Source organism: Rhodanobacter sp. FW106-PBR-R2A-2-24, from assembly GCF_058789615.1.
In genome coordinates this window covers 2,679,151-2,701,770 of sequence record NZ_JBYTBV010000002.1, presented here as the reverse complement: position 1 = coordinate 2,701,770, position 22,620 = coordinate 2,679,151, and the positions used below count along the sequence as shown (strand labels likewise).

Annotated in this window: 29 protein-coding genes; 17 read left to right on the top strand and 12 right to left on the bottom strand. The window is 69.0% G+C overall.

Translation table 11 applies throughout. The features are described 5' to 3' along the window. Nucleotides 1-89: 89 nt before the first annotated feature. The gene (locus AC3WQA_RS13445; RefSeq protein WP_492675552.1) at nucleotides 90-908 is read left to right on the top strand and encodes an inositol monophosphatase family protein; all 819 of its coding nucleotides are present in this window, start codon (nucleotides 90-92) and stop codon (nucleotides 906-908) included. Nucleotides 909-919: 11 nt separating this feature from the next. On the opposite strand, the gene vapC is transcribed toward AC3WQA_RS13445, so the two are convergent. The 5 genes from vapC to AC3WQA_RS13420 are packed head-to-tail and all read right to left on the bottom strand — an operon-like array spanning nucleotide 920 to nucleotide 4,499. After that, nucleotides 920-1,339 carry a type II toxin-antitoxin system tRNA(fMet)-specific endonuclease VapC gene (vapC, locus tag AC3WQA_RS13440; protein ID WP_492675551.1) on the bottom strand — a complete coding sequence of 140 codons (420 nt, stop codon included), beginning with the start codon at nucleotides 1,337-1,339 and terminating at the stop codon, nucleotides 920-922. After that, nucleotides 1,339-1,569: an antitoxin gene (locus tag AC3WQA_RS13435; RefSeq protein ID WP_492675550.1), complete on the bottom strand. Its 231-nt coding sequence runs from the start codon at nucleotides 1,567-1,569 to the stop codon at nucleotides 1,339-1,341. Before AC3WQA_RS13435 ends, vapC begins: the two co-directional genes overlap by 1 nt. Before the next feature lie 58 nt (nucleotides 1,570-1,627). Next, a complete protein-coding gene (gene hda / locus AC3WQA_RS13430) occupies nucleotides 1,628-2,335 on the bottom strand; it encodes a DnaA regulatory inactivator Hda (RefSeq protein ID WP_492675549.1) in 708 nt (235 codons plus the stop codon). Further along, nucleotides 2,332-3,510 carry an AI-2E family transporter gene (locus tag AC3WQA_RS13425; protein WP_492675548.1) on the bottom strand — a complete coding sequence of 393 codons (1,179 nt, stop codon included), beginning with the start codon at nucleotides 3,508-3,510 and terminating at the stop codon, nucleotides 2,332-2,334. Before AC3WQA_RS13425 ends, hda begins: the two co-directional genes overlap by 4 nt. Next, nucleotides 3,510-4,499: a DUF8605 domain-containing protein gene (locus tag AC3WQA_RS13420; RefSeq protein ID WP_492675547.1), complete on the bottom strand. Its 990-nt coding sequence runs from the start codon at nucleotides 4,497-4,499 to the stop codon at nucleotides 3,510-3,512. Before AC3WQA_RS13420 ends, AC3WQA_RS13425 begins: the two co-directional genes overlap by 1 nt. Before the next feature lie 124 nt (nucleotides 4,500-4,623). Between AC3WQA_RS13420 and purM the strand changes: the two genes are divergently transcribed. The 3 genes from purM (at nucleotide 4,624) to AC3WQA_RS13405 (ending at nucleotide 7,213) form a co-directional block, all read left to right on the top strand. Continuing rightward, on the top strand, nucleotides 4,624-5,664 hold the full coding sequence (purM, locus tag AC3WQA_RS13415; RefSeq protein WP_492675546.1) for a phosphoribosylformylglycinamidine cyclo-ligase: 1,041 nt from the start codon (nucleotides 4,624-4,626) through the stop codon (nucleotides 5,662-5,664). Between the two features lie 145 nt (nucleotides 5,665-5,809). After that, nucleotides 5,810-6,478 carry a phosphoribosylglycinamide formyltransferase gene (gene purN, locus AC3WQA_RS13410; RefSeq protein ID WP_492675545.1) on the top strand — a complete coding sequence of 223 codons (669 nt, stop codon included), beginning with the start codon at nucleotides 5,810-5,812 and terminating at the stop codon, nucleotides 6,476-6,478. 33 nt (nucleotides 6,479-6,511) lie between these two features. After that, complete coding sequence (locus tag AC3WQA_RS13405) at nucleotides 6,512-7,213, top strand: DUF3108 domain-containing protein (RefSeq protein WP_492675544.1); 702 nt, start codon at nucleotides 6,512-6,514, stop codon at nucleotides 7,211-7,213. 49 nt (nucleotides 7,214-7,262) lie between these two features. Here the strand turns inward: AC3WQA_RS13405 and AC3WQA_RS13400 are convergent, their stop codons facing one another. The 4 genes from AC3WQA_RS13400 to AC3WQA_RS13385 all read right to left on the bottom strand — a co-directional run bounded on the left by AC3WQA_RS13400 (nucleotide 7,263) and on the right by AC3WQA_RS13385 (nucleotide 9,578). Then, nucleotides 7,263-7,583 (bottom strand): hypothetical protein, encoded by a 321-nt coding sequence (locus tag AC3WQA_RS13400; RefSeq protein ID WP_492675543.1) that lies wholly within the window; start codon nucleotides 7,581-7,583, stop codon nucleotides 7,263-7,265. Next, on the bottom strand, nucleotides 7,580-7,927 hold the full coding sequence (locus AC3WQA_RS13395) for a hypothetical protein (protein ID WP_492675542.1): 348 nt from the start codon (nucleotides 7,925-7,927) through the stop codon (nucleotides 7,580-7,582). The genes AC3WQA_RS13400 and AC3WQA_RS13395 overlap by 4 nt, the downstream gene beginning before the upstream one ends. 61 nt (nucleotides 7,928-7,988) lie before the next feature. Then, nucleotides 7,989-9,248 (bottom strand): UDP-N-acetylglucosamine 1-carboxyvinyltransferase, encoded by a 1,260-nt coding sequence (gene murA, locus AC3WQA_RS13390; protein ID WP_492675541.1) that lies wholly within the window; start codon nucleotides 9,246-9,248, stop codon nucleotides 7,989-7,991. Nucleotides 9,249-9,335: 87 nt separating this feature from the next. Further along, entirely contained in the window at nucleotides 9,336-9,578 is a 243-nt protein-coding gene (locus AC3WQA_RS13385; RefSeq protein WP_492675540.1) for a BolA family protein, read from the bottom strand. Between the two features lie 144 nt (nucleotides 9,579-9,722). On the opposite strand from AC3WQA_RS13385, the gene AC3WQA_RS13380 reads away from it, so the two are divergent. The 12 genes from AC3WQA_RS13380 (at nucleotide 9,723) to ptsP (ending at nucleotide 19,682) form a co-directional block, all read left to right on the top strand. Next, nucleotides 9,723-10,733, top strand: coding sequence for a KpsF/GutQ family sugar-phosphate isomerase (locus AC3WQA_RS13380; RefSeq protein WP_492675539.1), 1,011 nt, complete (start codon nucleotides 9,723-9,725; stop codon nucleotides 10,731-10,733). An 84-nt stretch (nucleotides 10,734-10,817) separates the two neighbouring features. After that, nucleotides 10,818-11,366, top strand: coding sequence for a KdsC family phosphatase (locus AC3WQA_RS13375; RefSeq protein WP_492675538.1), 549 nt, complete (start codon nucleotides 10,818-10,820; stop codon nucleotides 11,364-11,366). Next, nucleotides 11,363-11,971, top strand: coding sequence for an LPS export ABC transporter periplasmic protein LptC (gene lptC / locus AC3WQA_RS13370; protein ID WP_492675537.1), 609 nt, complete (start codon nucleotides 11,363-11,365; stop codon nucleotides 11,969-11,971). Before AC3WQA_RS13375 ends, lptC begins: the two co-directional genes overlap by 4 nt. Next, nucleotides 11,937-12,521, top strand: coding sequence for a lipopolysaccharide transport periplasmic protein LptA (lptA, locus tag AC3WQA_RS13365; RefSeq protein WP_492675536.1), 585 nt, complete (start codon nucleotides 11,937-11,939; stop codon nucleotides 12,519-12,521). Before lptC ends, lptA begins: the two co-directional genes overlap by 35 nt. Before the next feature lie 2 nt (nucleotides 12,522-12,523). Further along, a complete protein-coding gene (lptB, locus tag AC3WQA_RS13360; RefSeq protein ID WP_492675535.1) occupies nucleotides 12,524-13,243 on the top strand; it encodes an LPS export ABC transporter ATP-binding protein in 720 nt (239 codons plus the stop codon). A gap of 87 nt (nucleotides 13,244-13,330) precedes the next feature. Beyond that, a complete protein-coding gene (locus AC3WQA_RS13355; protein ID WP_492675534.1) occupies nucleotides 13,331-14,806 on the top strand; it encodes an RNA polymerase factor sigma-54 in 1,476 nt (491 codons plus the stop codon). Nucleotides 14,807-14,936: 130 nt separating this feature from the next. After that, nucleotides 14,937-15,260 carry a ribosome hibernation-promoting factor, HPF/YfiA family gene (gene hpf / locus AC3WQA_RS13350; protein ID WP_492675533.1) on the top strand — a complete coding sequence of 108 codons (324 nt, stop codon included), beginning with the start codon at nucleotides 14,937-14,939 and terminating at the stop codon, nucleotides 15,258-15,260. Between the two features lie 125 nt (nucleotides 15,261-15,385). Then, a complete protein-coding gene (gene hprK, locus AC3WQA_RS13345) occupies nucleotides 15,386-16,336 on the top strand; it encodes an HPr(Ser) kinase/phosphatase (RefSeq protein ID WP_492675532.1) in 951 nt (316 codons plus the stop codon). A gap of 4 nt (nucleotides 16,337-16,340) precedes the next feature. After that, on the top strand, nucleotides 16,341-17,228 hold the full coding sequence (gene rapZ, locus AC3WQA_RS13340; protein WP_492675531.1) for an RNase adapter RapZ: 888 nt from the start codon (nucleotides 16,341-16,343) through the stop codon (nucleotides 17,226-17,228). A 5-nt stretch (nucleotides 17,229-17,233) separates the two neighbouring features. Then, the gene (locus tag AC3WQA_RS13335) at nucleotides 17,234-17,626 is read left to right on the top strand and encodes a PTS sugar transporter subunit IIA (protein ID WP_492675530.1); all 393 of its coding nucleotides are present in this window, start codon (nucleotides 17,234-17,236) and stop codon (nucleotides 17,624-17,626) included. Next, nucleotides 17,619-17,888, top strand: coding sequence for an HPr family phosphocarrier protein (locus AC3WQA_RS13330; RefSeq protein WP_492675529.1), 270 nt, complete (start codon nucleotides 17,619-17,621; stop codon nucleotides 17,886-17,888). Before AC3WQA_RS13335 ends, AC3WQA_RS13330 begins: the two co-directional genes overlap by 8 nt. A 42-nt stretch (nucleotides 17,889-17,930) precedes the next feature. Continuing rightward, on the top strand, nucleotides 17,931-19,682 hold the full coding sequence (gene ptsP / locus AC3WQA_RS13325) for a phosphoenolpyruvate--protein phosphotransferase (protein WP_492675528.1): 1,752 nt from the start codon (nucleotides 17,931-17,933) through the stop codon (nucleotides 19,680-19,682). Nucleotides 19,683-19,853: 171 nt separating this feature from the next. Here the strand turns inward: ptsP and AC3WQA_RS13320 are convergent, their stop codons facing one another. Further along, complete coding sequence (locus tag AC3WQA_RS13320) at nucleotides 19,854-20,741, bottom strand: LysR substrate-binding domain-containing protein (RefSeq protein WP_492675527.1); 888 nt, start codon at nucleotides 20,739-20,741, stop codon at nucleotides 19,854-19,856. 91 nt (nucleotides 20,742-20,832) lie between these two features. Here AC3WQA_RS13320 and AC3WQA_RS13315 point away from each other — a divergent pair, with 91 nt between their 5' ends. Further along, on the top strand, nucleotides 20,833-21,858 hold the full coding sequence (locus AC3WQA_RS13315; protein ID WP_492675526.1) for a YeiH family protein: 1,026 nt from the start codon (nucleotides 20,833-20,835) through the stop codon (nucleotides 21,856-21,858). A gap of 76 nt (nucleotides 21,859-21,934) precedes the next feature. Here the strand turns inward: AC3WQA_RS13315 and AC3WQA_RS13310 are convergent, their stop codons facing one another. Continuing rightward, entirely contained in the window at nucleotides 21,935-22,225 is a 291-nt protein-coding gene (locus AC3WQA_RS13310; RefSeq protein WP_492675525.1) for a hypothetical protein, read from the bottom strand. A 72-nt stretch (nucleotides 22,226-22,297) separates the two neighbouring features. Continuing rightward, nucleotides 22,298-22,615: a hypothetical protein gene (locus AC3WQA_RS13305; RefSeq protein WP_492675524.1), complete on the bottom strand. Its 318-nt coding sequence runs from the start codon at nucleotides 22,613-22,615 to the stop codon at nucleotides 22,298-22,300. Nucleotides 22,616-22,620: the final 5 nt, after the last annotated feature.

The window sequence follows — 22,620 nt, the reverse complement described above, 5'->3', positions numbered from 1 at the left end:
CCGGCAGAGACAAGCCCTCTAGCATACGTCCTGCCGCGCCTCTGCTAGAATCGCCGGCCGCAACCCCGCTCTTTTGCCAAGTCGAAGCCATGACCCGACCCGCCATCACCATTGCGGTGCGCGCCGCGCGCGCCGCCGGCAACGTCATCCTGCGCTACATGAACCGCATCGACGGCCTCACCGTCGTCGAGAAGCAGCGCATGGATTTCGCCTCCGAGGTCGACAAGCTGGCCGAGGCCGAGATCGTCAAGGAACTGCGCCGCGCCTATCCCGACCACGGCATCCTCGCCGAGGAAAGCGGCGCCAGCGGCAAGAAGAGCCCGCTGACCTGGGTGATCGATCCGCTGGACGGCACCCACAACTACCTGCGCGGCATCCCGCACTTCAGCGTCTCCATCGCCATGCTCGACCGAGGCGTTCCCGTCTACGGCGTGGTGTTCGACCCGCTGCGCGGGGAACTGTTCACCGCCAGCAAGGGCGACGGCGCGTATCTCGACCGGGGCACCGGCCCCAGCCGCATGCGTGTCGGCAAGCGCGAGAACCTCGGCGGAGCGATGATCGCCACCGGCTTCCCCTACCGCCAGCGCGCGCATCTGGACACCCAACTGGCGATGACCCGCGCCCTGCTCGGCCAGGCCGAGGACATCCGCCGCAGCGGCTCCGCCGCGCTGGATCTGGCCTACACCGCTGCCGGCCGCTACGACGGCTACTTCGAGATCGGCCTCAAGCCCTGGGACATGGCCGCCGGCGTACTGCTGGTGCACGAGGCCGGCGGCCGCTACGGCGACTTCGCCGGCCGCGACGGCATCCCCGCCAGCGGCAACCTCATCGCCGGCAACCTCGCCGTGGCGAAGGCGATGCAGGACGCGATCGGCGGGCTGGCGACGCCGGAGTTGCTGAAGGCGTAAGCGTCCGCCGGCTACTTCGCGGCGTCTTCCGCCCAGTTCACCAGCTTCAGGCCCGGAACGCGACTGAACTCGCGCATGTTGTTGGTGACCAAGGTCACCCCTTCCGCACGCGCATGCGCCGCGATCCACAGGTCGTTGTTGCCGATCGGCGTGCCCTGCTGCTCCAGTACGGCGCGAATGTCGCCGTAGTGCCCGGCCACGTCCTCGGACAGCGGCAAGACGGCGATGATTCGCGCCAGCGCAACCAGGTTCGCGTGCGCCGCATCCGCCTGCTGGCTCTTGTTGGCACCGAACTGCAATTCGCCCCAGGTGACGACCGACATGCCCAGGCTGCCCGGTCGCTGCCGGGCCATGTGCGCGCGCACCGTCGCCGGTCGCTCGCGCTTGATGTAGATGCAGATGTTGGTATCCAGCAGATAGCGCAACGCCATCACAGGCCCTCGCGCGACTGCGGCGGCAGGTCGACGCGATCATCCACCAGAAAGTCGTCCGGCATCTCGGCCAAGAGGTCGAACGCCTCGATCAGGCTGGTGCGCTTCTCGCGCAGCACCACCTCCTGCCCACGACGGAAGATTTCGACCTCGCTGCCGTCGAAGCGGAACTCCTTGGGCAGGCGCACGGCCTGGCTATTGCCGGACTGGAACACCTTGGCAAGGTTCATGGCATTCTCCATCCATACGTATATACCTTTAGTATATACGCCAATGATCCACTGCGCGTCAGCCCCCGGCAGCGTCCGCCTCACGCAGCAGCTCGCGCAGGAACGGAATCGTCACCCGCCGTTGCGCCGCCAGCGAGGCCTGGTCGAGCCGGTCGAGCAAATCCAGCAGCGCGCCGAGGTCACGGGTGTGGCGGGCGAACAGCCAGTCCAGCACGTGATCGTCCAGCTCGATGCCGCGCAGGCCGGCCTGGGCCTTGAGCACGGCGCGGCGCTCGGCGTCCTCCAACGGCTGCAGGGCGAACCGGGTGCAGGCGCCGAGGCGCGAGCGCAGGTCGGGCAGGCCCAGGCCGAGTTGCGCGGGCGCGGCCTCGGCGGCGAACAGCAGCGCGGCGCCTTCGGCTTTCGCGCGGTTGTAGAGGTCAAACAACGCGTGCTCGGCCCCGCGTTTGCCGGCGATGGTGCCAAGGTCGTCCAGCGCCAGCAGCGCGCCGCCGGCCACGCCACGGATTGCCGCGGCGCCGTCAGCGAGCCTTGCCAACGGCAGGTATTGCACGCCCCGCCCTGCTTCGCCAGCGGCTTGGCAGGCGGCCATCAGCAGGTGGCTCTTGCCGCAGCCGGCGGGGCCGTGCAGGTACAGCCACGGCGCGCCGGGTTCGCGCGCGAGCTGTTCGACGGCGGCCAGCGCGGCGGCGTTGGCACCAGCGTGGAAATGATCGAAACGCTGGCGGCGCGGCCAGCGCAAGGCAAGCGGCAGTTGCGGGATCATGGTGGCGCGGATGGCGCAGGCGGCGATGGCGCGGGCGACGCAGGCGACGCGATTTCCGGCGCGACCGAGGCACCCGGCACCGCCGCCTCGTGCAACGAGGGATCGGCCGTGCCTTCCCCGTTGTACAGCTCGCTCATGCGGTAGCGCTCCATCAGGTAGCGCAGCAGCACCATCACCACCGAAGCGACCGGCAGCGCCAGCAGCACGCCAAGGAAGCCGGCCAGCTCGCCGCCGGCCAGCACCGCGAAGATCACCGCCACCGGATGCAGGCCGATCTTCTCGCCCACCAGCTTGGGCACCAGCACGTAACCTTCCAGCAACTGCCCGACCACGAACACGCCGCAGACGATCAGCACGTGCGTCCAGTCCCCGTACTGCACCAGCGCGGCGATCAGCGCAGCACCGAAGCCGGTGATGAAACCGAGATAAGGCACGAAGCTGAGCAGGCCCGCCACCATGCCGATCAGCACACCCACCGACAGTCCGGCCACCAGCGACAGCGCGCCGCCGTAGTACACGCCCAGCATCAGCATCACCATGAGCTGGCCGCGCACGAAGGCGCCGAGCACGGCATCGGCCTCGCGCGCGAGGTGGGCGATGGTCGGCTGGATCGAGCGCGGCAGCAGGCGGTCGAGCGCCGCCACCAGCCGATCCCAGTCGCGCAGTAGGTAGAAGGTGACCACCGGAATCAATACCAGGTTGGTCAGCCACAGCACGAAGCCCAGGCCGGAGCGCGACACCGTACCCAGCACATGGCTGGCGACGCCGCCCACCGAACCGATGTGCTCCTTGAGCGCCGCCACCAGCTTGTCGTTGTCGAAGGTTTGCGGATCCAGGTGCAGGCGATCCCGCAGCCACGGCCACGCGGTGTGCTCGGCCCAGTCCACGTAATGCGGCACGTTCTGCGCCAGGTTTTCGATCTGGTGCGTGATCAGCGGAATCAGCAGCAGCAAGGCGCCGCCCAGCAGCAGGGTCAGCAGCAGGAACACGATGGCGACCGCCAGCGTGCGGCTGAGGTGCCAGCGCTCCAGCCGGTCGGCCAGCGGGTCGCCCAGATAGGCCAGCATGGCCGCCGCCGCGAAGGGCATCAGCATCGGCGACAACCGCCACAGCAGGAAAGCGACGACCGCGAGGATCGCGCCGAGTTGCCAGTGTCGATGATGGTCCGGCGTCATCACTGTCCCCCGTGCAGCCAGCGCAGGCTGGCGTCCGCGCCGGCGTGCGCACCGCCACGCATCACCCGCCCGCCGGCGGCGAGGTTGGCGGCCAGCGCATCGGCGGGCATCGCCGACTGCACCAGGAACAGCATGCCGTCATCCTGTGCGCCCAGCGTGGTCACGCCGCGCACGGCAGGATCGGCGCGCAGTGCGGCGAGCAGGCTGGCGTAGTCCGTCGCGCTGTCCAGGTTGCTCACCCACAATTTCACGCCGCTCACCGCCGCGCCGATCACGTTGAGCTGCCTGCCGAGGCGATCGGCCATCGCGCCGCCGGCACCGGCCATCAGTGCATCCTCGGTCTTGTCGCTGGAACTCCATGCCTGCGCCTTGCCACCCGATACCAGCGTCCACTGCGCGCTGGTGCCGTGCAGGCTGCCCACCAGCACCAAGCCGGTGTGATATTGCTGATTGACCGCCGCCAGCGTGGCCGGATCGGCGGCGCCCACCTTGGCGGCATCGGGCGCACTGGCCGGATCGGCATAGGCCACATCGTAGCCGCGCGTCGCCGCCGTCTGGGCGAGACTGGCGAGGGCATCCTTGTCCAGCGGCTTGCCGTCGTCGCCGCTCACCAGGAGCAGCACCGGCGGCCGGGCGCCCGCGCTGCCCGCCACGCCCAGCTTGTCCACCAGATGGCGCACCGCGCCGGGCTCGAAATCCACCGTGAGGTTGATGCCGCCGGCGGCGCGCGCGTACTGGAAATGCCGCACCAGCGCGGAAGCGTCCTTCAACGCGTCGCCATAACCCGGCTTGCTGCGCAGATCCTGCCCGCCGGCCAGCCGCGCCAGCACCTGGGCCAACGCCGAGGCAAAGGCCTCGCCGCGCTGGGCGTCGCCGGTGTCGGTCACCGGCACCATCACCGTGTAGGGCGAGGCCACCTGCGCATGCGCGCCCGGCAACGCCACGAGTCCGAACAGCAGGATGACAAGCAGCAGGCGAGACAGGCGCATCGGCATGGCACATGGCGGGGAATACGCGGAAGTCTGCCCAATCGCCCTGCCCGCGTCCATGCCGGCCAGCGGCAAATGGGTGCGATGGGGTAGAATGGCGCGCTTTCCACCGCCGGTTTCCGTCATGTCCGACGCCCTCACCTACCGTGCTGCCGGGGTCGATATCGACGCCGGCAATGCCCTGGTCGAACGCATCAAGCCACTGGTCAAGCGCACCACCCGCCCCGAGGTGATGGGCGGGCTGGGCGGCTTCGGCGGCCTGTTCAACCTCGGCGGCAAGTACCGCGAGCCGGTGCTGGTGTCCGGCACCGACGGCGTGGGCACCAAGCTCAAGCTGGCGCAGATCCTCAACCGCCACGACACCATCGGCATCGACCTGGTCGGCATGTGCGTCAACGACGTGCTGGTGCAGGGCGCCGAGCCGCTGTTCTTCCTCGACTACTTCGCCACCGGCAAGCTGGACGTGGACACCGCGGCGGCAGTCGTCGGCGGCATCGCCAAGGGCTGCGAGCTGGCCGGCTGCGCGCTGATCGGCGGCGAAACCGCCGAGATGCCCGACATGTACCCGCCCGGCGAATACGACCTCGCCGGCTTCACCGTGGGCGCGGTGGAGAAATCCGAACTGCTCAGCGGCGACGCCATCGTGGCCGGCGACGCGGTGCTGGGCGTGGCCTCCAGCGGCCCGCACTCCAACGGCTATTCGCTGGTGCGCAAGATCCTCGAACGCGCTGGCCGCCCGCTGGATCTCGACCTCGGCGGCGTAACGCTGGCCGACGCCCTGATGGCCCCCACCACGATCTACGTCAAACCCATGCTGGAACTGCTGGGTGCCGGCCCCGCCCGAGTCCCGGTTCATGGCATGGCCCACATCACCGGCGGCGGCCTCAAGGAAAACATCATCCGCGTGGTGCCCGACGGCCTCGGCCTCGCGCTGGACGCATCCACGCTCACCCTGCCGCCGGTGTTCGACTGGCTGCAGCGCGAGGGCCAGGTGGCGCGCGAGGAAATGTGGCGCACCTTCAACTGCGGCATCGGCTTCACCGTGATCCTGCCGCGCGATGCCGTGGCGGCGGCGGCGGCCCTGCTGGCGAAGCACGGCTTGGCCAGCCGCGTGATCGGCGCCGTGGTGAAGGCCGCCGGCGATGAGCGCGTGCATATCGGCTGAACTCCATCCCATACCGTTCGCCCTGAGCGCAGGCGCATCGCGCCAGAGTCGAAGGGCCCTTTCGACTTCGACCCTGCGCGCCTACGCTCCCTTCGACCCCAGCGCTGCGCGCTTGCGCCCAAGGCGAGCGGTTACAAACTCATCCATGTCCAGTCCACTCAAAATCGCCGTGCTCGCCTCGGGCCGCGGCAGCAACCTCGCCACGCTGATCGCCGCGCGCGACGCCGGCACGTTGCCGGTGGAGTTCGTGCTGGTGGGCAGCGACAAGGCCAGCGCGCCGGCATTGCGGCTGGCCGAAGCGGCCGGCATCCCCACCCTCGCGCTGTCGCCCAAGGGCCATGCGGATCGCGTGAGCTACGACCTCGACCTGCTCGCGCACGTTGCCGCCAGCGGCGCGGAACTGCTGGTGCTGGCCGGTTTCATGCGGGTGATTTCCGGCGCCGCGCTGGCCGACTGGCCCGGCCGCGTGCTGAACATCCACCCCTCGCTGCTGCCCAAGTACCGCGGCCTGCACACGCACCGCCGCGCGCTGGAAGCCGGCGACGCCGAGCACGGCGCCAGTGTGCACTTCGTCACCGCCGAACTCGACGGCGGCCCGCTGATCGCCCAGGCGCGCCTGTCGATCCGGCCCGGTGACGACGAGGACAGCCTCGCCGCCCGCCTCTTGCCGCTGGAACATCGCCTGCTGCCGGAGGTGGTGAAGCTCGTCGCCCAACGCCGCCTCGCGCTCACCGCGGCCGGCGTGGCGCTGGATGGCCGCGTGCTCACCGCCCCGCTGCGCCTCACCGACGCCGGACTGCAACGCGTGGCGTGACGGCATTCAGCCGGGCCCGGGCATGCTCGGCGCATGAACGCCCACCTCGCCCGCCTCGCCGCCCTCGCCCTGCTCACTGTCAGCGCCGCCGCCAGCGCCGCCGTACCGGGCGCCTTCACCGCGCGCTACCAGGTCAGCCAGGACGGCCAGCCCATGGGCACCGCCACCGTCACCCTGCGCCCCGCCGCGAACGGCCAATGGGTACTCAGCAAGGACAGCCAGGGCAGCAGCGGCCTCGCCGCCCTGCTCGGCGCCAGCACGCGGGAAAGCTCGACCTTCCGCTGGCGCGGCAACCGTCCGGAAGCGGTGAGCTACGACTACCGCTCACGCATCGCCGGCAAGAAAAAGCAACGCGAATTGCGCGTGGACTGGGCCACCGGGCAGGTCAGCGTGGACGAAGGCAAGGGTGCCGACACCTATCCCGCCCAAGCCGGCATGGTGGAGCGCAACACCTTGCCACTGGCGCTGGGCCTGGCGCTGGCCGCGGGCCAGCGATCCATCAGCCTGCCGGTCGCCGTGCGGCAGAAAGTGGAAAGCGAGCGCTTCAAGGTCGCCGGCGACGACACCATCCAGGTGCCCGCCGGCCACTTCAAGGCAGCACGCGTCGAACGCAGCGACAACTCGAAAAACTTCAGCGCCTGGTACGCCACCGATCGCTACCCGATGCCGGTGAAGCTCGCGCAAACCGACGGCGGCAACCTGGTGCTGGAGCTGGTGGGCTACTCGCAGCCGTGATCCGGGGGTCGGGAAGCGGCATCGCCGCGGCATCCCGCGCCCGGACGAGTCATGCCGGCACGTAGCGATCCAGCTCGTGCGCGTGCTCGCGCAGCCAGCAGCGCGCGGCCGACGTGTGCACCGTGGTGTCGTAAACGACGCCGCTTACCGTCAAGGCGAGCAGGCCCGGCCACCATGGCGAAACCGCGGGCAGCAGCAGCCAGCACAGCCCACTGATCGCCAGCGATGCCACGAAGCGCACGCCGAGCGCCATCCACAAACGACGCGGCGTGAAACAGCGCGTCCTGGCTTCGCGCCACAAGCGGCCACGCCGCTGCGATGGAATGCCGTGCAACTCGGGAATGTCCTGCAGGCGCCAGTAGATCGTCATCGCCATGACCTGCCGGCAGCTTCGGCGTGGCTTTCGTCCGTGCGGAATGCATGCAGGTGCTCGCGCAGCCAACGCCGTGCGCGTGGCTGCCGGTAAACAGCATCCCAGATGCGTGCGCCAACGGCAGCGAGCGCGAGGATCGGCACCACGAACAGCCAGTCCAGGCGCAACCAGTCCTGAAGCAGCCCGGCCACGAGCACGGCCAGCGCGACGGCCAGCGTCGACAACCGCCTGATACCACGCGGCAAACTGCGCTCTTCCGCCACGTGCAACCACTCGCGCCGATCCTCGGCCTGCACTTCCTGCAGCTCCGGGATCTTCCCTGCCCGCCAGTAGTACGCCATGCCCATCTCCCTCACGCGTCTTGCCGCCTGCCGGCTCCGGACGGAGCCCGGCGCCGCAACATCAGTTCGGCAAACGGCGGATATGCGCGCCCAGCACGCCGAGCTTTTCCTCGATGTTCTCGTAGCCGCGGTCGATGTGATAGACGCGATCCACCACGGTGTCACCCTTGGCCACCAGGCCGGCCAGCACCAGGCAGGCGGAGGCACGCAGGTCGGTGGCCATGATCGGCGCGCCGCTCATGTGATCCACGCCCTTGATGATGGCGGTGTTGCCTTCGAGCTGGATGTCGGCGCCCAGGCGCTGCAGCTCGTGGGCGTGCATGAAGCGGTTTTCGAACACCGTCTCGGTGATGACGCCGGTGCCCTCGGCCACGCAGTTGAGCGCGGTGAACTGCGCTTGCATGTCGGTGGGAAACGCGGGGTAAGGCGCGGTGGTGATGTTCACCGCGCGCGGGCGGCGGCCGCCCATGTCCAGCTCGATCCAGTCGTCGCCGGTAGTGATATGCGCGCCGGCGTCTTCCAGCTTGGCCAGCACCGCTTCCAGCGTGCGGGCGCGGGCGTGGCGTGCGCGCACCTTGCCGCCGGTCATCGCGGCGCCGACCAGGAAGGTGCCGGTCTCGATGCGGTCAGGCAGCACGCCGTAGTCGGCGCCGTGCAGGCGCTCCACGCCGTGGATGGTGATGGTGGAGGTGCCCTCGCCTTCGATCTGCGCGCCCATGGCCATCAGGCAATGCGCGAGGTCGACCACTTCGGGCTCCTGCGCGGCGTTCTCGATGATGGTGGTGCCTTCGGCCAGCGTGGCGGCCATCAGGATGTTCTCGGTGCCGGTGACGGTGACCATGTCCATCGCGATGCGCGCGCCCTTGAGGCGCCTGGCGCGCGCCTTGATGTAGCCGTTTTCCACAGTGATTTCGGCACCCAGCGCGCGCAGGCCGCGGATGTGCTGATCCACCGGCCGCGAGCCGATCGCGCAACCGCCGGGCAGCGACACTTCGGCCTGGCCGAAGCGCGCCACCAGCGGGCCCAGCACCAGGATGGACGCACGCATGGTGCGCACCAGGTCGTAGGGCGCGATGCAGGTGCTGGTGGTGCGCGGATCGACGTGGATCTTCATGCGGTCGTCAAGCACCAGCTGCACGCCCATCTGGCCGAGCAGCTCGATGAAGGTGGTGACGTCGTGCAGGTGCGGCACGTTGCCGATGCTCACCGGCGCGTCGGCCAGCAGGCAGGCGGCGAGGATGGGCAGCACGGCATTCTTGGCGCCGGAGATGGGCACTTCCCCTTGCAGGGGGATGCCGCCGTTGATGAGGATTTTGGCCATAAAGTCAGGGAATCGGGAATGGGGAATCGGGAATGGGACAAGCGCGGTACGGAAGTCTGGAGGGGAATGGCGTTTGCCAATCCCGAATCACGACTCCCGAATCCCGGCCTCTTCAGGCGTCAACGTCTTCAGCGCCAGCGCGTGGATGTCGCCGCCCATCAGGCTGCCAAGCGTGGCGTAGACGCGGCGGTGGCGGGCGAGCGGCAGTTTGCCGGCGAATTCGGCGGCGATCACGGTGGCTTCGAAGTGCACACCGTCGGCGCCTTCCACGCGCACGTGGGCGCCGGGCATGCCGGTTTCGATCAGGGTCTGGATACGTGCGGGGTCCATCGGGATTCCACGGAATACAGGCCAACGCGGCCATCGCGTCGGCATATGACGGTAAAATGCGAATATGCCATGGTAATGGAAATCCCCTGTCGCCAAAACGACACAGCCCGCACCCTGGCCTCCAAACATCCCCCGCGAGCCGCCATGAACCCTCGTTCCACCCCGCCCGTCGCCACCGAACTTGCGCCCGACACCATCGTGCGCAGCGCCCGCGCGGCGATCGCCACCGAGGCGGCAGCCATCGCCGAACTGGGGCCGCGCATCGACGGCGCCTTCGTGGAAGCCTGCCGGCTGATGCTGGCCTGCCGCGGTCGCGTGGTGGTCACCGGCATGGGCAAATCCGGCCACGTGGGGCGCAAGATCGCCGCCACGCTGGCCTCCACCGGCACGCCGGCGTTCTTCGTGCATCCGGGCGAGGCCAGCCACGGCGACCTCGGCATGATCCAGCCCGACGATGTGGTGCTGGCGATCTCCTACTCGGGCGAAACCGACGAGCTGCTTTTGATCCTGCCGCCGATCAAGCGGCAGGGCATCCCGCTGGTTGCCATCACCGGGCGGCCCGGCTCCGCGCTGGCCAGCCAGGCCGACGTGCACATCGACGGCAGCATCGGCATCGAGGCCTGCCCGCTCGGCCTGGCGCCCACCACCAGCACCACCGCCGCGCTGGTGCTGGGCGATGCGCTGGCCATCGCCCTGCTGGAGGCGCGCGGCTTCACCGCGGACGATTTCGCCCGCTCGCACCCGGCCGGCGCGCTGGGCCGGCGCCTGCTTATCAAGATCGGCGACGTGATGCATAGCGGCGAAGCGGTGCCCTGCGTGCCGCCGGAGGCCAGCCTCAGTGCCGCGCTGATGGAAATGACCCGCAAGCGCCTGGGCATGACCGCCGTGGTGGACGCCGAACAGCGCCTGCTCGGCGTGTTCACCGACGGCGACCTGCGCCGCGCGCTGGACGACACCCAGATCAACCTGCGCGACGCCCACGTGGCCGAGTTGATGACCCGCGCGCCCAAGACCATCGCCCCGGACAAGCTCGCCGCCGAGGCGGCCCAGCTGATGGAACAACACCAGATCCACGCCCTGCTGGTGGTCGACGCCGACCAGCGCGTGGTCGGCGCGCTCAACATTCACGACCTGCTCAAGGCGCGGGTGGTCTGATTCGCCTTCCCCGATTCGCCGCAGGCGAATCGGGAAAATCAAACACGTACGCTCTTGACGCCTTCCCAGCCAGAACACCGAACCGTGCCCACCGACTACCTCGCCAACGTTCCCACCGCGATCATGGCCCGCGCCGCGCAGATCCGCCTGGCGGTGTTCGACGTCGACGGCACGCTCACCGACGGCCGCCTGTGGTACGGCGAGGACGGCCGCGAGGCCAAGCTGTTCCACGTGCACGACGGCCTGGGCCTGAAGCGCCTGCAGGCCAACGGCGTGCAGGTGGCCTTCATCACCGCGCGCATCAGCCACCCGGTGGCGCTGCGCGCCGAGGAGCTGGGCATCGCCCACGTCTACCAGGGCCAGGGCGACAAGCGTGCCTGCCTGCAAAGCCTGCTCGATGCGCTGCACCTCACACCCGCACAAGCCGCCTTCACCGGCGACGACCTGCCCGACCTGCCGCCCATGCGCCTCGCCGGCCTCGCCGTGGCGGTGGCCAACGCCCACCCGTGGGTGATCGAGGCCGCGCACTGGCAAACCCGCCTTGCCGGCGGCATGGGCGCGGCGCGCGAAGTCTGCGACCTGCTGCTGCACGCGCAGGGCAAAGGCGACGCCGAGCGGGAGCGCTGGCGGTGATCGCCCGCCTGCGCCGCTGGCTGCGCGACCGCAAGCTGGCCAGCACCATCGTGCTGGTGGGTCTCGGCGCCGGCTTCGTGCAGCTGGTGACGTGGTGGATGGGGCCGGTGCCACGCAACACCGACTTCGTCGGCCCGCCGCGCTCGGGTTACGTGCTCTACGACGCCCACGTGTGGAGCTACAACACCGCCGGCCAGAGCGCCTTCCGCATGCAGTCGCCGCACCTGGAACGCCGCGAGGGCGACGCGTCGCTGTACATCGACGCGCCCAGTTTCCAGCTCGCCGCCAAGCAGCCCGGCGTGCCCGACTGGCAGGGTCACTCGCTGTACGGCTGGGTGGACAAGGCTGGCACCCTGATCCGGCTGCAAGGCCCGGTGACCATGCACCGCCCGGCCTGGGCCGACACCGCGGCAACCGACCTCGTCACCGCAGACGTCACCGTGTGGCCGCGCGAAAACCGCATGGCCACCGCCGCGCCGGCACAGATGACGCAGGGCGAAAGCAGAATGCGCGGTGTCGGCATGCGTGCCAACCTCAACGACAATCACCTGGAGTTGCTCGACGATGTCCATGCCACGTTCGCGCCGCGCAAGCACAAATCGTAAGTCCGCCATCGCCTGGCTGGTCGTGGCCGCGCTGGCGCTGCTGCCCGCGCTGGCGCAGGCGAAAAAATCCGACCGCCAGCAACCGATGAACGTCGAGCACGCCGACTCCTTCGACGGCAGCTACGCACCCAACAGCACGGTCAAGCTGCATGGCCACGTGGTCATCACACAGGGCACCATGAAGATCACCGGCGACCTCGCCACCGTGCACTTCGACGCCGACCAGAACGTCGACCACGTGCAGATCACCGGCGCGCCGGCGCACATCCAGGAGCTGGACGATGCCGGCAACCTGATGAATGGCAACGCCGCCGCGCTCGACTACGACAACATCCACGGCGTCGCCGTGCTCAGCGGCAACGCCGTGGTCACCCAGCAGGGCCGCGGCGAGGCGCATGGCGACAAGCTCACCTACGACACCCAGACCAGCCAGATGACCGGCAGCAGCGGCAGCGACGGCTTCGTGCACATGACCTTCCTGCCCAAGCCCGGCAAGCACGCGCCGGCGACGCCCGCACCTGCCGCCAGCGCCCCGGCCGGCGGCAAGTAAGCATGCTGTCCGCCGAAGGCCTGCAAAAAAGCTTCAAGTCGCGCCAGGTCGTGCGCGACTTCGGTTTCTCCATCCGCGAGGGCGAAGTGGTCGGCCTGCTCGGCCCCAACGGCGCCGGCAAGACCACCTGCTTCTACATGGTGGTGGGCCTGATCGAAGCCGACGGCGGCGTCATCAAGCTCGACAAGGAGGACATCACCGGCCTGCCGATGCACCAGCGCGCACGCTTGGGCATCGGCTACCTGCCGCAGGAGGCCTCGGTGTTCCGCAAGCTCAGCGTGGCCGACAACATCATGGCCGTGCTGGAGCTGCGCGCAGGGCTTTCCGTGCAACAGCGCGAGAGCGAGCGGGACAACCTGCTGGACGAGCTGAAGATCGCGCACATCGCCACGCAGAAGGGCATCAGCCTGTCCGGCGGCGAGCGGCGCCGGGTGGAGATCGCCCGTGCGCTGGCCGCCAACCCGCGCTACATGCTGCTGGACGAACCCTTCGCCGGCGTCGACCCGATCTCGGTGGGCGAAATCCAGCGCATCGTGCGGCACCTGAAGGAACGCGGCATCGGCGTGCTCATCACCGACCACAACGTGCGCGAAACCCTGGGCATCTGCGACCGCGCCTACATCCTGAGCGACGGCGCGGTGCTCTCGCGCGGCACGCCCGCGCACATCCTCGCCGACGAGAAGGTGCGCGAGGTCTACCTGGGCCGCGAATTCAAGCTTTGACGGGGGCTTCACGGCCCCCAAGCCGACTATGGTCGCCCCCGCCGCCGGCGGGTAGGATGGAGCCACGACTTTCCCCCTCGGGTCGGCATGAAACCTTCACTGCAGCTGCGCCTCCACCAACAGCTCACCCTCACGCCGCAACTGCAGCTGGCGATACGCCTGCTGCAGCTCTCGCAACTGGAACTGGAATCCGAGCTGCGCGAACTGGCCGAGAGCAACCCGCTGCTGGAATTCGCCGACGAGGCCGAGTCCGGGGACGCGGCCGCCACCGACGCCGATGACACCCCGGAAGCCGACTACCCGTCCATGAGCGGCGCCGCCGAGCCCGCCAACGACGCCAGCGGCGAAGGCGACGAGGCATCCGAGTGGAGCGAAGGCGGCGGTGCCAGCGTCGAGACGCCGATCGACTTCTCCACCACCGCGTCCGGCAGCGGCGCCGCACGCGGCGACGAGGATTTCGAACCGCAAAACGCCGCGACCGAAACGCTGCAGCAGCACCTCGCATGGCAGTTGAACCTCGCCGGGTTCAACCCGCGACAGACCGCCATCGCCACCGTACTGATCGACGCGCTGAACGCCGACGGCTACCTCGCCGACGGCATCGAGTCGGTGCGCGCCGCCCTGCCCGAGAGCTTGAACGCTAGCCTCGACGAAATCGAGGCGGTACGCCGCCGCCTGCAGGGCTTCGATCCGCCGGGCGTAGCCAGTCTGGATCTGCGCGACTGCCTGCGTTGCCAGCTCGAACAGCTCGACCCCGCCACGGCGCAGCGCGAGCTGGCGCTCGCCCTGATCGACGAAGGGCTGGATCTGCTCGCCCGCAACGACATCGCCAAGCTGGCGCGCAAGCTGCGTGCCGACGAGGGAGCCGTGGCCGAAGCCGCCGCCCTGGTGCGCGGCCTCGACCCACGCCCCGGCGCAGCGCTGGACTCCACCCCGGTGGAATACGTCGCCCCCGACGTCTACGCAGTGAAGGACGCCGGCCACTGGCAGGTGCGCCTCAACGCCAGCGTGCAGCCGCGACTGGGGCTCAACCAGCACTACTGCAACCTGATCGCCAAGGCCCGTGGCGAGGACGCCAGCTGGATGAAGGGCCAGTTGCAGGAGGCGCGCTGGCTGCTGAAGAGCCTGGAGTCGCGCGCCGAGACCCTGCTCAAGGTGGCCGGCGCCATCGTCAAGCGGCAGAGCGCCTTCCTCGACTACGGCCCCGAGGCCATGCACCCGCTGGTGTTGCGCGAGGTGGCCGAGGAGGTGGGCATGCACGAGTCCACCATCTCGCGCGTCACCACGCGCAAGTACCTGCACACCCCGCGCGGCACCTTCGAGCTGAAATATTTCTTCTCCAGCGGCGTGGCCACCGAAGACGGCGGCAGCGCCTCGGCCACCGCCATCCAGGCCATGCTGCGCAAGCTGATCGACGCGGAAGACCCGCGCAAGCCGCTGTCCGACCAGACCCTGACCGAGGAACTGCAACGCAAGGGCATCCAGGTGGCGCGCCGCACCGTGGCCAAATACCGCGAAGGGCTGCGCATCCCCAGTTCCAGCGAACGCCATCGCGCCAGTTGACCGGGAACTTGCCTGCCGGGAAAACACTCCCATATCGGTACCCATGGATGATCGAAGGCACGTCCGGATTCCCCGCCGGACGCGCCCATCCCGCCGCCACCGCGGCCTGCACCACCAGAGGAGGCGCCACATGCAATTCCAACTCAGCGGCCAGCAGATCGAAGTCACCCCGGCCTTGCGCGAGCACGCCACCGCCAAGCTCGACCGCCTCACCCGCCTCGACGACAAGCTGAAGAGCCTCACCATCGTGCTCTCCATCGACAAGCTGCAGCACCGCGCCGACGGCACGTTGAACGCCATCGGCACCACCTTGCACGCCGAGGCCACCGAACCGGACATGTACGCCTCCATCGACATCCTGTTCGACAAGCTGATCAACCAGTTGCGTCGTCATCGCGAGAAAGCCGCCGACAAGCACCAGCGCGACGTGCGCGACGAACGCCAGTACGGCTGAGGTGCCCCGCCGCGTGCCGCGCCCACGCGCGGCACGCGGCTTTATCCGGCCCAGGCTCCGAGCTGGCACAATGACGTGCCCCCGCCGCTGCCCGTGTCGGCGGCGCGCGACAGGGGACCCAAGGCTTGGATCGGCTCACCGCACGACAACTCTTCGATAGCGTCAACGAACGCATGGCGCTGCGTTGGCTGGCCGGCATGCGCGGCGAGACGCGCCCGCTGGAGCCCGGTGCCGCACAGGCGCGTCGACCCTCGCTGATCGGCTACCTCAACGTCATCTACCCCAACAAGATCCAGATCATCGGCTCGGAGGAACTGAACTTCCTCGACGGCCTGGATTCGCGCCAGCGCTGGGAGGCGATCCACAAGATCGCCGCCAGCAAGCCGGTGGCGCTGATCGTCACCCGCGACCAGTCGGTGCCTTCCGACCTGCGCGAGCTGGCCGAGGAGACCGATACCCCGCTGTGGGTGAGCGCCAAGCGCGGGCACGAGCTGTTCACCTTCCTGCAATACCACCTGGCGCGCACGCTGGCCGCCAAGACCACCCTGCACGGCGTGTTCATGGAGGTGTTCTCGATCGGCGTGCTGATCACCGGCGAGGCCGGTGCGGGCAAGAGCGAGCTGGCGCTGGAGCTCATCAGCCGCGGCCATCGGCTGGTGGCCGACGACGCCACCGAGTTCACCCTGATCGCGCCGGACGTGATCGACGGCAACTGTCCCGAACTGCTGCAGGATCTGCTCGAAGTGCGCGGCCTGGGCGTGCTCAACGTGCGCGAGATGTTCGGCCACATGTCGGTGAAGCCATCCAAGTACCTGCGCCTGGTGATCCACCTGAAGCCACTGCGCGAGGGCGAGGAGATCGACGCCATGACGCGGCTCACCGGCGACATCGGCCATCGCGAGGTGTTCGACGTCAAGGTGCCGATGATCACCATCCCGGTGGCACCGGGCCGCAACATCGCCGTGCTGGTGGAGGCGGCCGTGCGCAGCCACGCGCTCAAGAGCAAGGGCATCGACCCCGCGCAGACCTTCATCGACCGCCAGGCGCACCAGATGCGCCGCCTGCCGCCGTGGTGAATCCATGACCGACGATCACGCCCCGCCGCACCCCGATCCACACGCCACCCACCTGGTGGTGCTCACCGGCATGTCCGGCGGCGGCAAGACGGTGGCATTGCGCGCGCTGGAAGACCTGGACTTCTACTGCGTGGACAACCTGCCCGCCGCGCTGTTGCCGCAACTGGTGGAGGCGGTGGCCAGCCGCAAGCACCGCCTGCTGGCGGTGGGCGTGGACGCGCGCAACCGGGGCGCCGACTTCAGCCAGATGCCGCAGGTGCTTTCCACGCTGGCCGCCAGCGGCGTCGCGGTGCACCTGTACTTCATCGACTGCCGCAACGACGTGCTGCTCAAGCGCTATTCGGAAACCCGCCGCCGCCACCCGCTGGCCAGCCGCGGCGTCTCGCTGGCTGATGCCATCGGCAAGGAGCGCCGCCTGCTGCGCCCACTGATGGCCATTGCCGAAAAAGTGATCGATTCCAGCGAGCTCAACGTGCACCAGTTGCGCCGGCTGGTCGCCACCGGCTACGCGCAGGCCACCGCCGGGCTCACCCTGATGTTCCAGTCCTTCGCCTTCAAGCGCGGGCTGCCGCTGGATGCGGATTTCGTGTTCGACGCGCGCTGCCTGCCCAACCCGCACTGGCTGCCCGCGCTGCGCCCGCTGTCGGGCAAGGACACGCCAGTGCGCGAGTACCTCGACGCCGAGCCGCTGGTGGCCGAATACCTTGCCGACACCAGGCGCTGGCTGGATGCCTGGCTGCCGCGCTTCGAGCAGGACGACCGCAGCTACGTCACCATCGCCATCGGCTGCACCGGTGGCCGCCACCGTTCGGTCTACCTGGTCGAGCAATTGGCCGCGTACTACCGCAGCCAACGCGACGGCGTGCTTTCTTTCCATCGCGAACTGGACTAACGGCCATGCGCGTCGGCGTGCTCCTGATGACCCATGAGGCGGTTGGCCAGGCGCTGATCTGCGCCGCCCGCCACGTCATGCCCAACCTGCCGCTCAAGCTGGACGCGGTGGAAGTGCCGCCGCAGGCCGACCTGGACGCCATGCGCACGCTCACCGCCGGCCACGTGCGCGCGCTCGATCAGGGCGACGGCGTGCTGGTGCTCGCCGACCTGTACGGCGCCACACCATGCAACATCGGCCTGTCGCTGGGCAGCCTGGGTTTGCGGCTACGCTGTGTCTCCGGACTCAACCTGCCGATGCTGCTGCGCGTGCTCAACTACGCCGAGAAATCGCTGGACGAACTGGCCGAAATTGCCGCCAGCGGCGGTCGCAACGGAATCCATATCGACCATGCTTGAACAGGACATCGTCGTCTCCAACAAACTCGGCCTGCACGCCCGCGCCTCGGTCAAACTGGTGCAACTGGTGCAGGGCTTCAAAGCCACCGTCTGGCTGGTAAGCCGCGGGCGCGAAGTCAACGCGCAAAGCATCATGGGCGTGATGATGCTCGCCGCCGGCATCGGCACCGCGCTCACCGTGCGCGCCGACGGCCCCGACGAACAGGCCGCGCTGGGCGCCGTGGTCGCGCTGTTCGAACGCAAGTTCGATGAGGGTGGTTGAGATGACTCTTTCCCCGGCCTCCACATCCCGAGTCCCGGCCCCGTGAGGCTCGTCCTGCCCGGCACACTGGCTTCGCGCGGCATGACGCTGGGCCGCGCGCGGCTGGTGCAGCCCAGCCGCTACGCGGTGGACACACGCCCGCTGGCCGAGGCCGAGGTGGAGGCCGAGCTGGCCCTGCTGCACCGCGCACTCGACATCGCGCGGCAGGAGCTGCGCGAGCTGCGCGGCAAGCTGCACGGCGCGCTGGCGCGCGAGGTCAACGAATTCATCGACGCGCACAGCCTGCTGCTGGACGACGCCGAACTGCTGCGCGGGCTGGACGAACTGGTGCGGGAAGGCCATTACCGCGCCGGCGCCGCACTGAAGAAGCAGCGCGACAAGGTGGTGGCGATCTTCGAGGCGATGGACGATCCCTACCTGCGCAGCCGCAAGGAAGACATCGACCAGGTGATCGCACGCGTGGTCTCCGCCCTGCAGCGCCAGACCAGCGTGGAGGAGCGCAAACTCGCCGCGCGTGTGGGCGAAATCCTGATCGCCGACAGCATCGCCCCCGCCGACATGGCGCAGTTGGCCGGCAACGGCCTGCTCGGCGTGGTGGCCAGCGGCGGCAGCGCCTACTCGCACAGCGCCATCCTCGCGCGCAGCCTCGGCCTGCCGATGCTGGTGGGCGCGCGCGACGCGCTCTCCACCATCCACGACGACGACCTGATCCTGCTCGACGCCGAGCACGGCGAGGCCATCGTCCACCCCACCGCGCAGGATCTCGCCCGCTGCCGCGCCTGGCAGCGCGAGGCCGCCGCCGAGGGCCGTCGCCTCGCCACGCTGGCCAACGCGCCCACGCGCACGCGCGACGACATGGCGATCCGCCTGCTGGCCAACGCCGAATCCCCCGCCGACGTGGCGCTGGCGCGCACGCGCGGCGCCGACGGCGTGGGCTTGTACCGCACCGAATTCCTGTTCCTGCGCCGGCGCGGCCTGCCCAGCGAGGACGAGCAGTTCATCGCCTACCGCGACCTGGTACTCGGCATGGGCGGCGCGCCGGTCACCATCCGCACGCTGGATCTGGGCGCCGACAAGGCCGACGCCGCCGGCCTGGTGCTGCGCGGCGAGGACAACCCCGCGCTGGGCGTGCGCGGCGTGCGGCTGTCGCTGCGCTACCCGGCGGTGTTCACCACGCAAATTCGCGCCATCCTGCGCGCCGCCTGCTACGGCCCGGTGCGCGTACTGGTGCCCATGATCACCCAGCCCGACGAACTGATCGCCGTGCGCGCCCTGTTCATGCTGGCCCGACAGGATCTCAAGCGCGAAAACGTCGACCTGCCGGAAAAACTGCCGCTGGGCGCGATGATCGAAGTGCCCGCCGCCGCGATCAACGTGCGCGCGCTGCTGGCGCACGCCGACTTCCTCGCCATCGGCACCAACGACCTGGCCCAGTACACGTTGGCCGCCGACCGCGGCAACGACGCCCTGGACAACATCTACACCCCGCTGCAGCCGGCGCTGCTGCGCTTGCTCTCGCACGTGATCGGTGCCGGCCACCGCGCGAAAAAACCCGTGAGCCTGTGCGGCGAGATCGGCGGCGACGTCAACTTCACCGCCCTGCTGCTCGCGCTCGGCCTCACCGAATTCAGCATGCACCCCAGCAAGCTGCTGGAAGTGCGCGACCGGCTCGCCACGCTCGACCGCGCCAGGCTGCGCGCGCACGCCCCGCGCCTGCTGCACGCCGCCACCCACGAAGACGTCTCCGCGCTGCTGACGCGACTGGCCGAGCCGTCCGGGCCGGCGTCAGGCTGAGAGGCTGTGATTTTTTCAGCCTCGAAGCCCGGCCACGGAGGGCCGGTTGTGAATCAAGCACGCAAGTGATTAATTCACGGAGTCGCGTCCGGACAGGCGTCGGGCACGGCGATGGAAAATTCCACAAGACGTGGAATTTTTCACAGGTTCTGATCGCGCGCCGGCGCGCGCCTACCGCCCCAGCCCCACCTGCGCGACGAAAGCATCCAGCAACGCGCCCCGGTATTTCTGCCGATGCAGCAGCATGGAGAGCTTGCGGCGCAGGTCGAGGAAGGGGGTTTTCAGCGCGCGCAACCGCCCGGTGGCAAGTGCGTCGACCACCGCCACCTGCGGCAGGCAGGCGATGCCGAGGCCGGCGATCACCGCCTGCTTGATCGCCTCGATCTGATCCAGCTCCAGCACCGTCTCGCCGGGCGGCAGCTGCGACAGCACGCGCTCGCTGGTGGCGCGGGTGGCCGAGCCGGGCTCGCGCAGCACCCAGCGCGCGCCGGCGAAGTCGGCGGGCTTCAGGCCGCGGCGGCGCGCCAGCGGGTGATCGGGCGGCGCGCACACCACCAGCAGGTCGTCGCGCCATGGCCGCACCTCCAGCTGCGGATGCGTCACCGGGCCCTCCACGCAGCCGATGTCCAGGCTGTGATCCAGCATCGCGGCGGCGATGGCGGCGGTATTGGCCACACGCAGGCGCACCGCCACCTGCGGCTGCGCACGCACGAAGGCGCCCAGCAGCTCGCCCACGCGGTAATTGCCCACCGTGTTGCTGGCGCCAATGCGCAGCTCGCCGCTGAGCGCATCGCCGGCCGCACGGCCGCGCCGGCCGAATTCGGCGTGGCGTTCCAGCAGTTCCTGCGCCAGCGGCAGCAGCTCGCGGCCGCGCGCGTTCAAGCGCAGGCGGCCGCGTTCGCGCGCGAACAGTGGTGCGTCGAGCTGTCGCTCCAGCTCGGCCAGCGCCATGCTGGCCGCCGGCTGGGTGAGGTAGAGCCGCTCGGCGGCGGCGCGCACGCTGCCCAGCAGTGCGATCTGCACGAATACCTCGAGCTGGCGCGGGCTGGTGTTCATCATCAACCACCCTTATGCGTTCAATCAGGTATTTCAAGTTTTACTGATAACGCGGCTTGCGCACAATGGCGCCTCCACCGCCGCACGCACTGCCATGAACATCCCGCTCGCCGCCGCCCTCGCCCGCCCCAGCCTGCGCAGCCGCGTGCCCGGCCTGCTGCTCGCCGGCGCCATCGCGCTTGCCGCGTGGTGGCTGGGCCGCCTGGCGCCGCTGATCGGCGGGCCGGTCATCGGCATCGTGCTCGGCATCGTCGTGCGCAACACCCTCTCGCCCGGCGAACGTTTCACGCCCGGCATCGCATTCGGCGGCAAGCAGGTGCTGCAGTGGTCGATCGTCGCGCTGGGCTTCGGCCTCAGCCTCGCCCAGGTGGCCAAGACCGGGCTGGAATCGCTGTCGGTGACCCTGGTGACGCTGACCGTGGCCTTCCTGAGCGCGTGGGCGTTGGGTCGCGCGCTGGGCGTGCACGACAAGCTGAAGATCCTGATCGGCGTGGGCACCGCGATCTGCGGCGGCTCGGCGATCGCGGCGGTGACGCCGATCATCCAGCCCGCCGAGCACGACACCGCGTTCGCGATCTCCACCATCTTCCTGTTCAACGTGATCGCCGTGCTGCTGTTCCCGCTGCTCGGGCATCTGCTGCATCTGTCCGACCTCGGCTTCGGCTTGTGGGCCGGCACCGCGATCAACGACACCTCCTCGGTGGTGGCCGCCGGCTACAGCTACAGCCATGCGGCGGGCGACTACGCCACCATCGTCAAGCTCACCCGCGCCACGCTGATCATCCCGGTCTGCCTGATCCTGGCCTTCGCGGTGGCCGCGCGCGAAACGAAGCGCGGCGCCGCCGATTTCAGCCTGCGCCGCATCTTCCCGTGGTTCATCCTGTGGTTCCTGGTGGCCTCGGGCATCCGCACCGCCGGCCTGCTGCCTGCCGCCATCCTGCCCGCGCTGCACGCGCTGGCCGAGTTCCTCATCATCGTGGCGCTCACCGCCATTGGCTTGTCCGCCAACCTGCGCAGGATGATCGCCAGCGGCGCGCGGCCGATCCTGCTGGGGCTGGGCGTGTGGGCGGCGGTGGCGGTGAGCAGCCTGGCGGTGCAGTTGGTGATCGGGCGGTTGTGACATTCCAGCCTGCGCAGCTCACGAAGCGGATACGTGTGAAACGCCAGGCATGGGTAAATGCAGACGTCGAACCGCCTCAATCAAACTCGCCGTAGATGCTGTCGAACACCTTCGAATCGCGCAAGAAAGCAACCATCCAGGTAGGGCCATGCACCTTTCCGGAGGTTGGAATCATTCTTCCAAGGCCATCAAGAATCGCCAATCGTCGGGATTCCGAGATTTCAAAATCCAGTGCATCCGTAATGGATACGGCAACAAGAAGAGATTCGCCGCCGTCCTGATGCTCCCAGCGAATGTTGCTCCAGGAGCCTTGGCCGATGGCGCGAACGAACTCAACAGCAGCGTCGACGGTTTGTTGTTCGATCATGCGATCCGCTCCTTCGGGACAGTTGCTTGGACGTCTTTGGCGCGCTGACCACACGGCGAAACGCACCAGTGCTCAGGGCCCGCCCGGCTCTTCCCGAATGAACTTGCCAGCGGCCGTGAAGATGAAGACGCGCTGTGCGTCCACGGCACAACAAAGGATCTCGCCGCGCTTCCCGGGGAACAACGGTTCGGCAATCACGACCCACTCGCCATGCATGAACATCGGAGACAGGTCGCAGCCGATGCGTCCCGAGTCGTGACAGAACGACCACGATGCACGCGCAGCAATTTCGTGAACTTCGGCCTTCGATAGCGGCGACGTTACCGGCCCATGACTCGTCCCCGCAGAAGAGGCAAGCCAGACAGCCAACGCGATGCTTGTGCCGACCATACAGC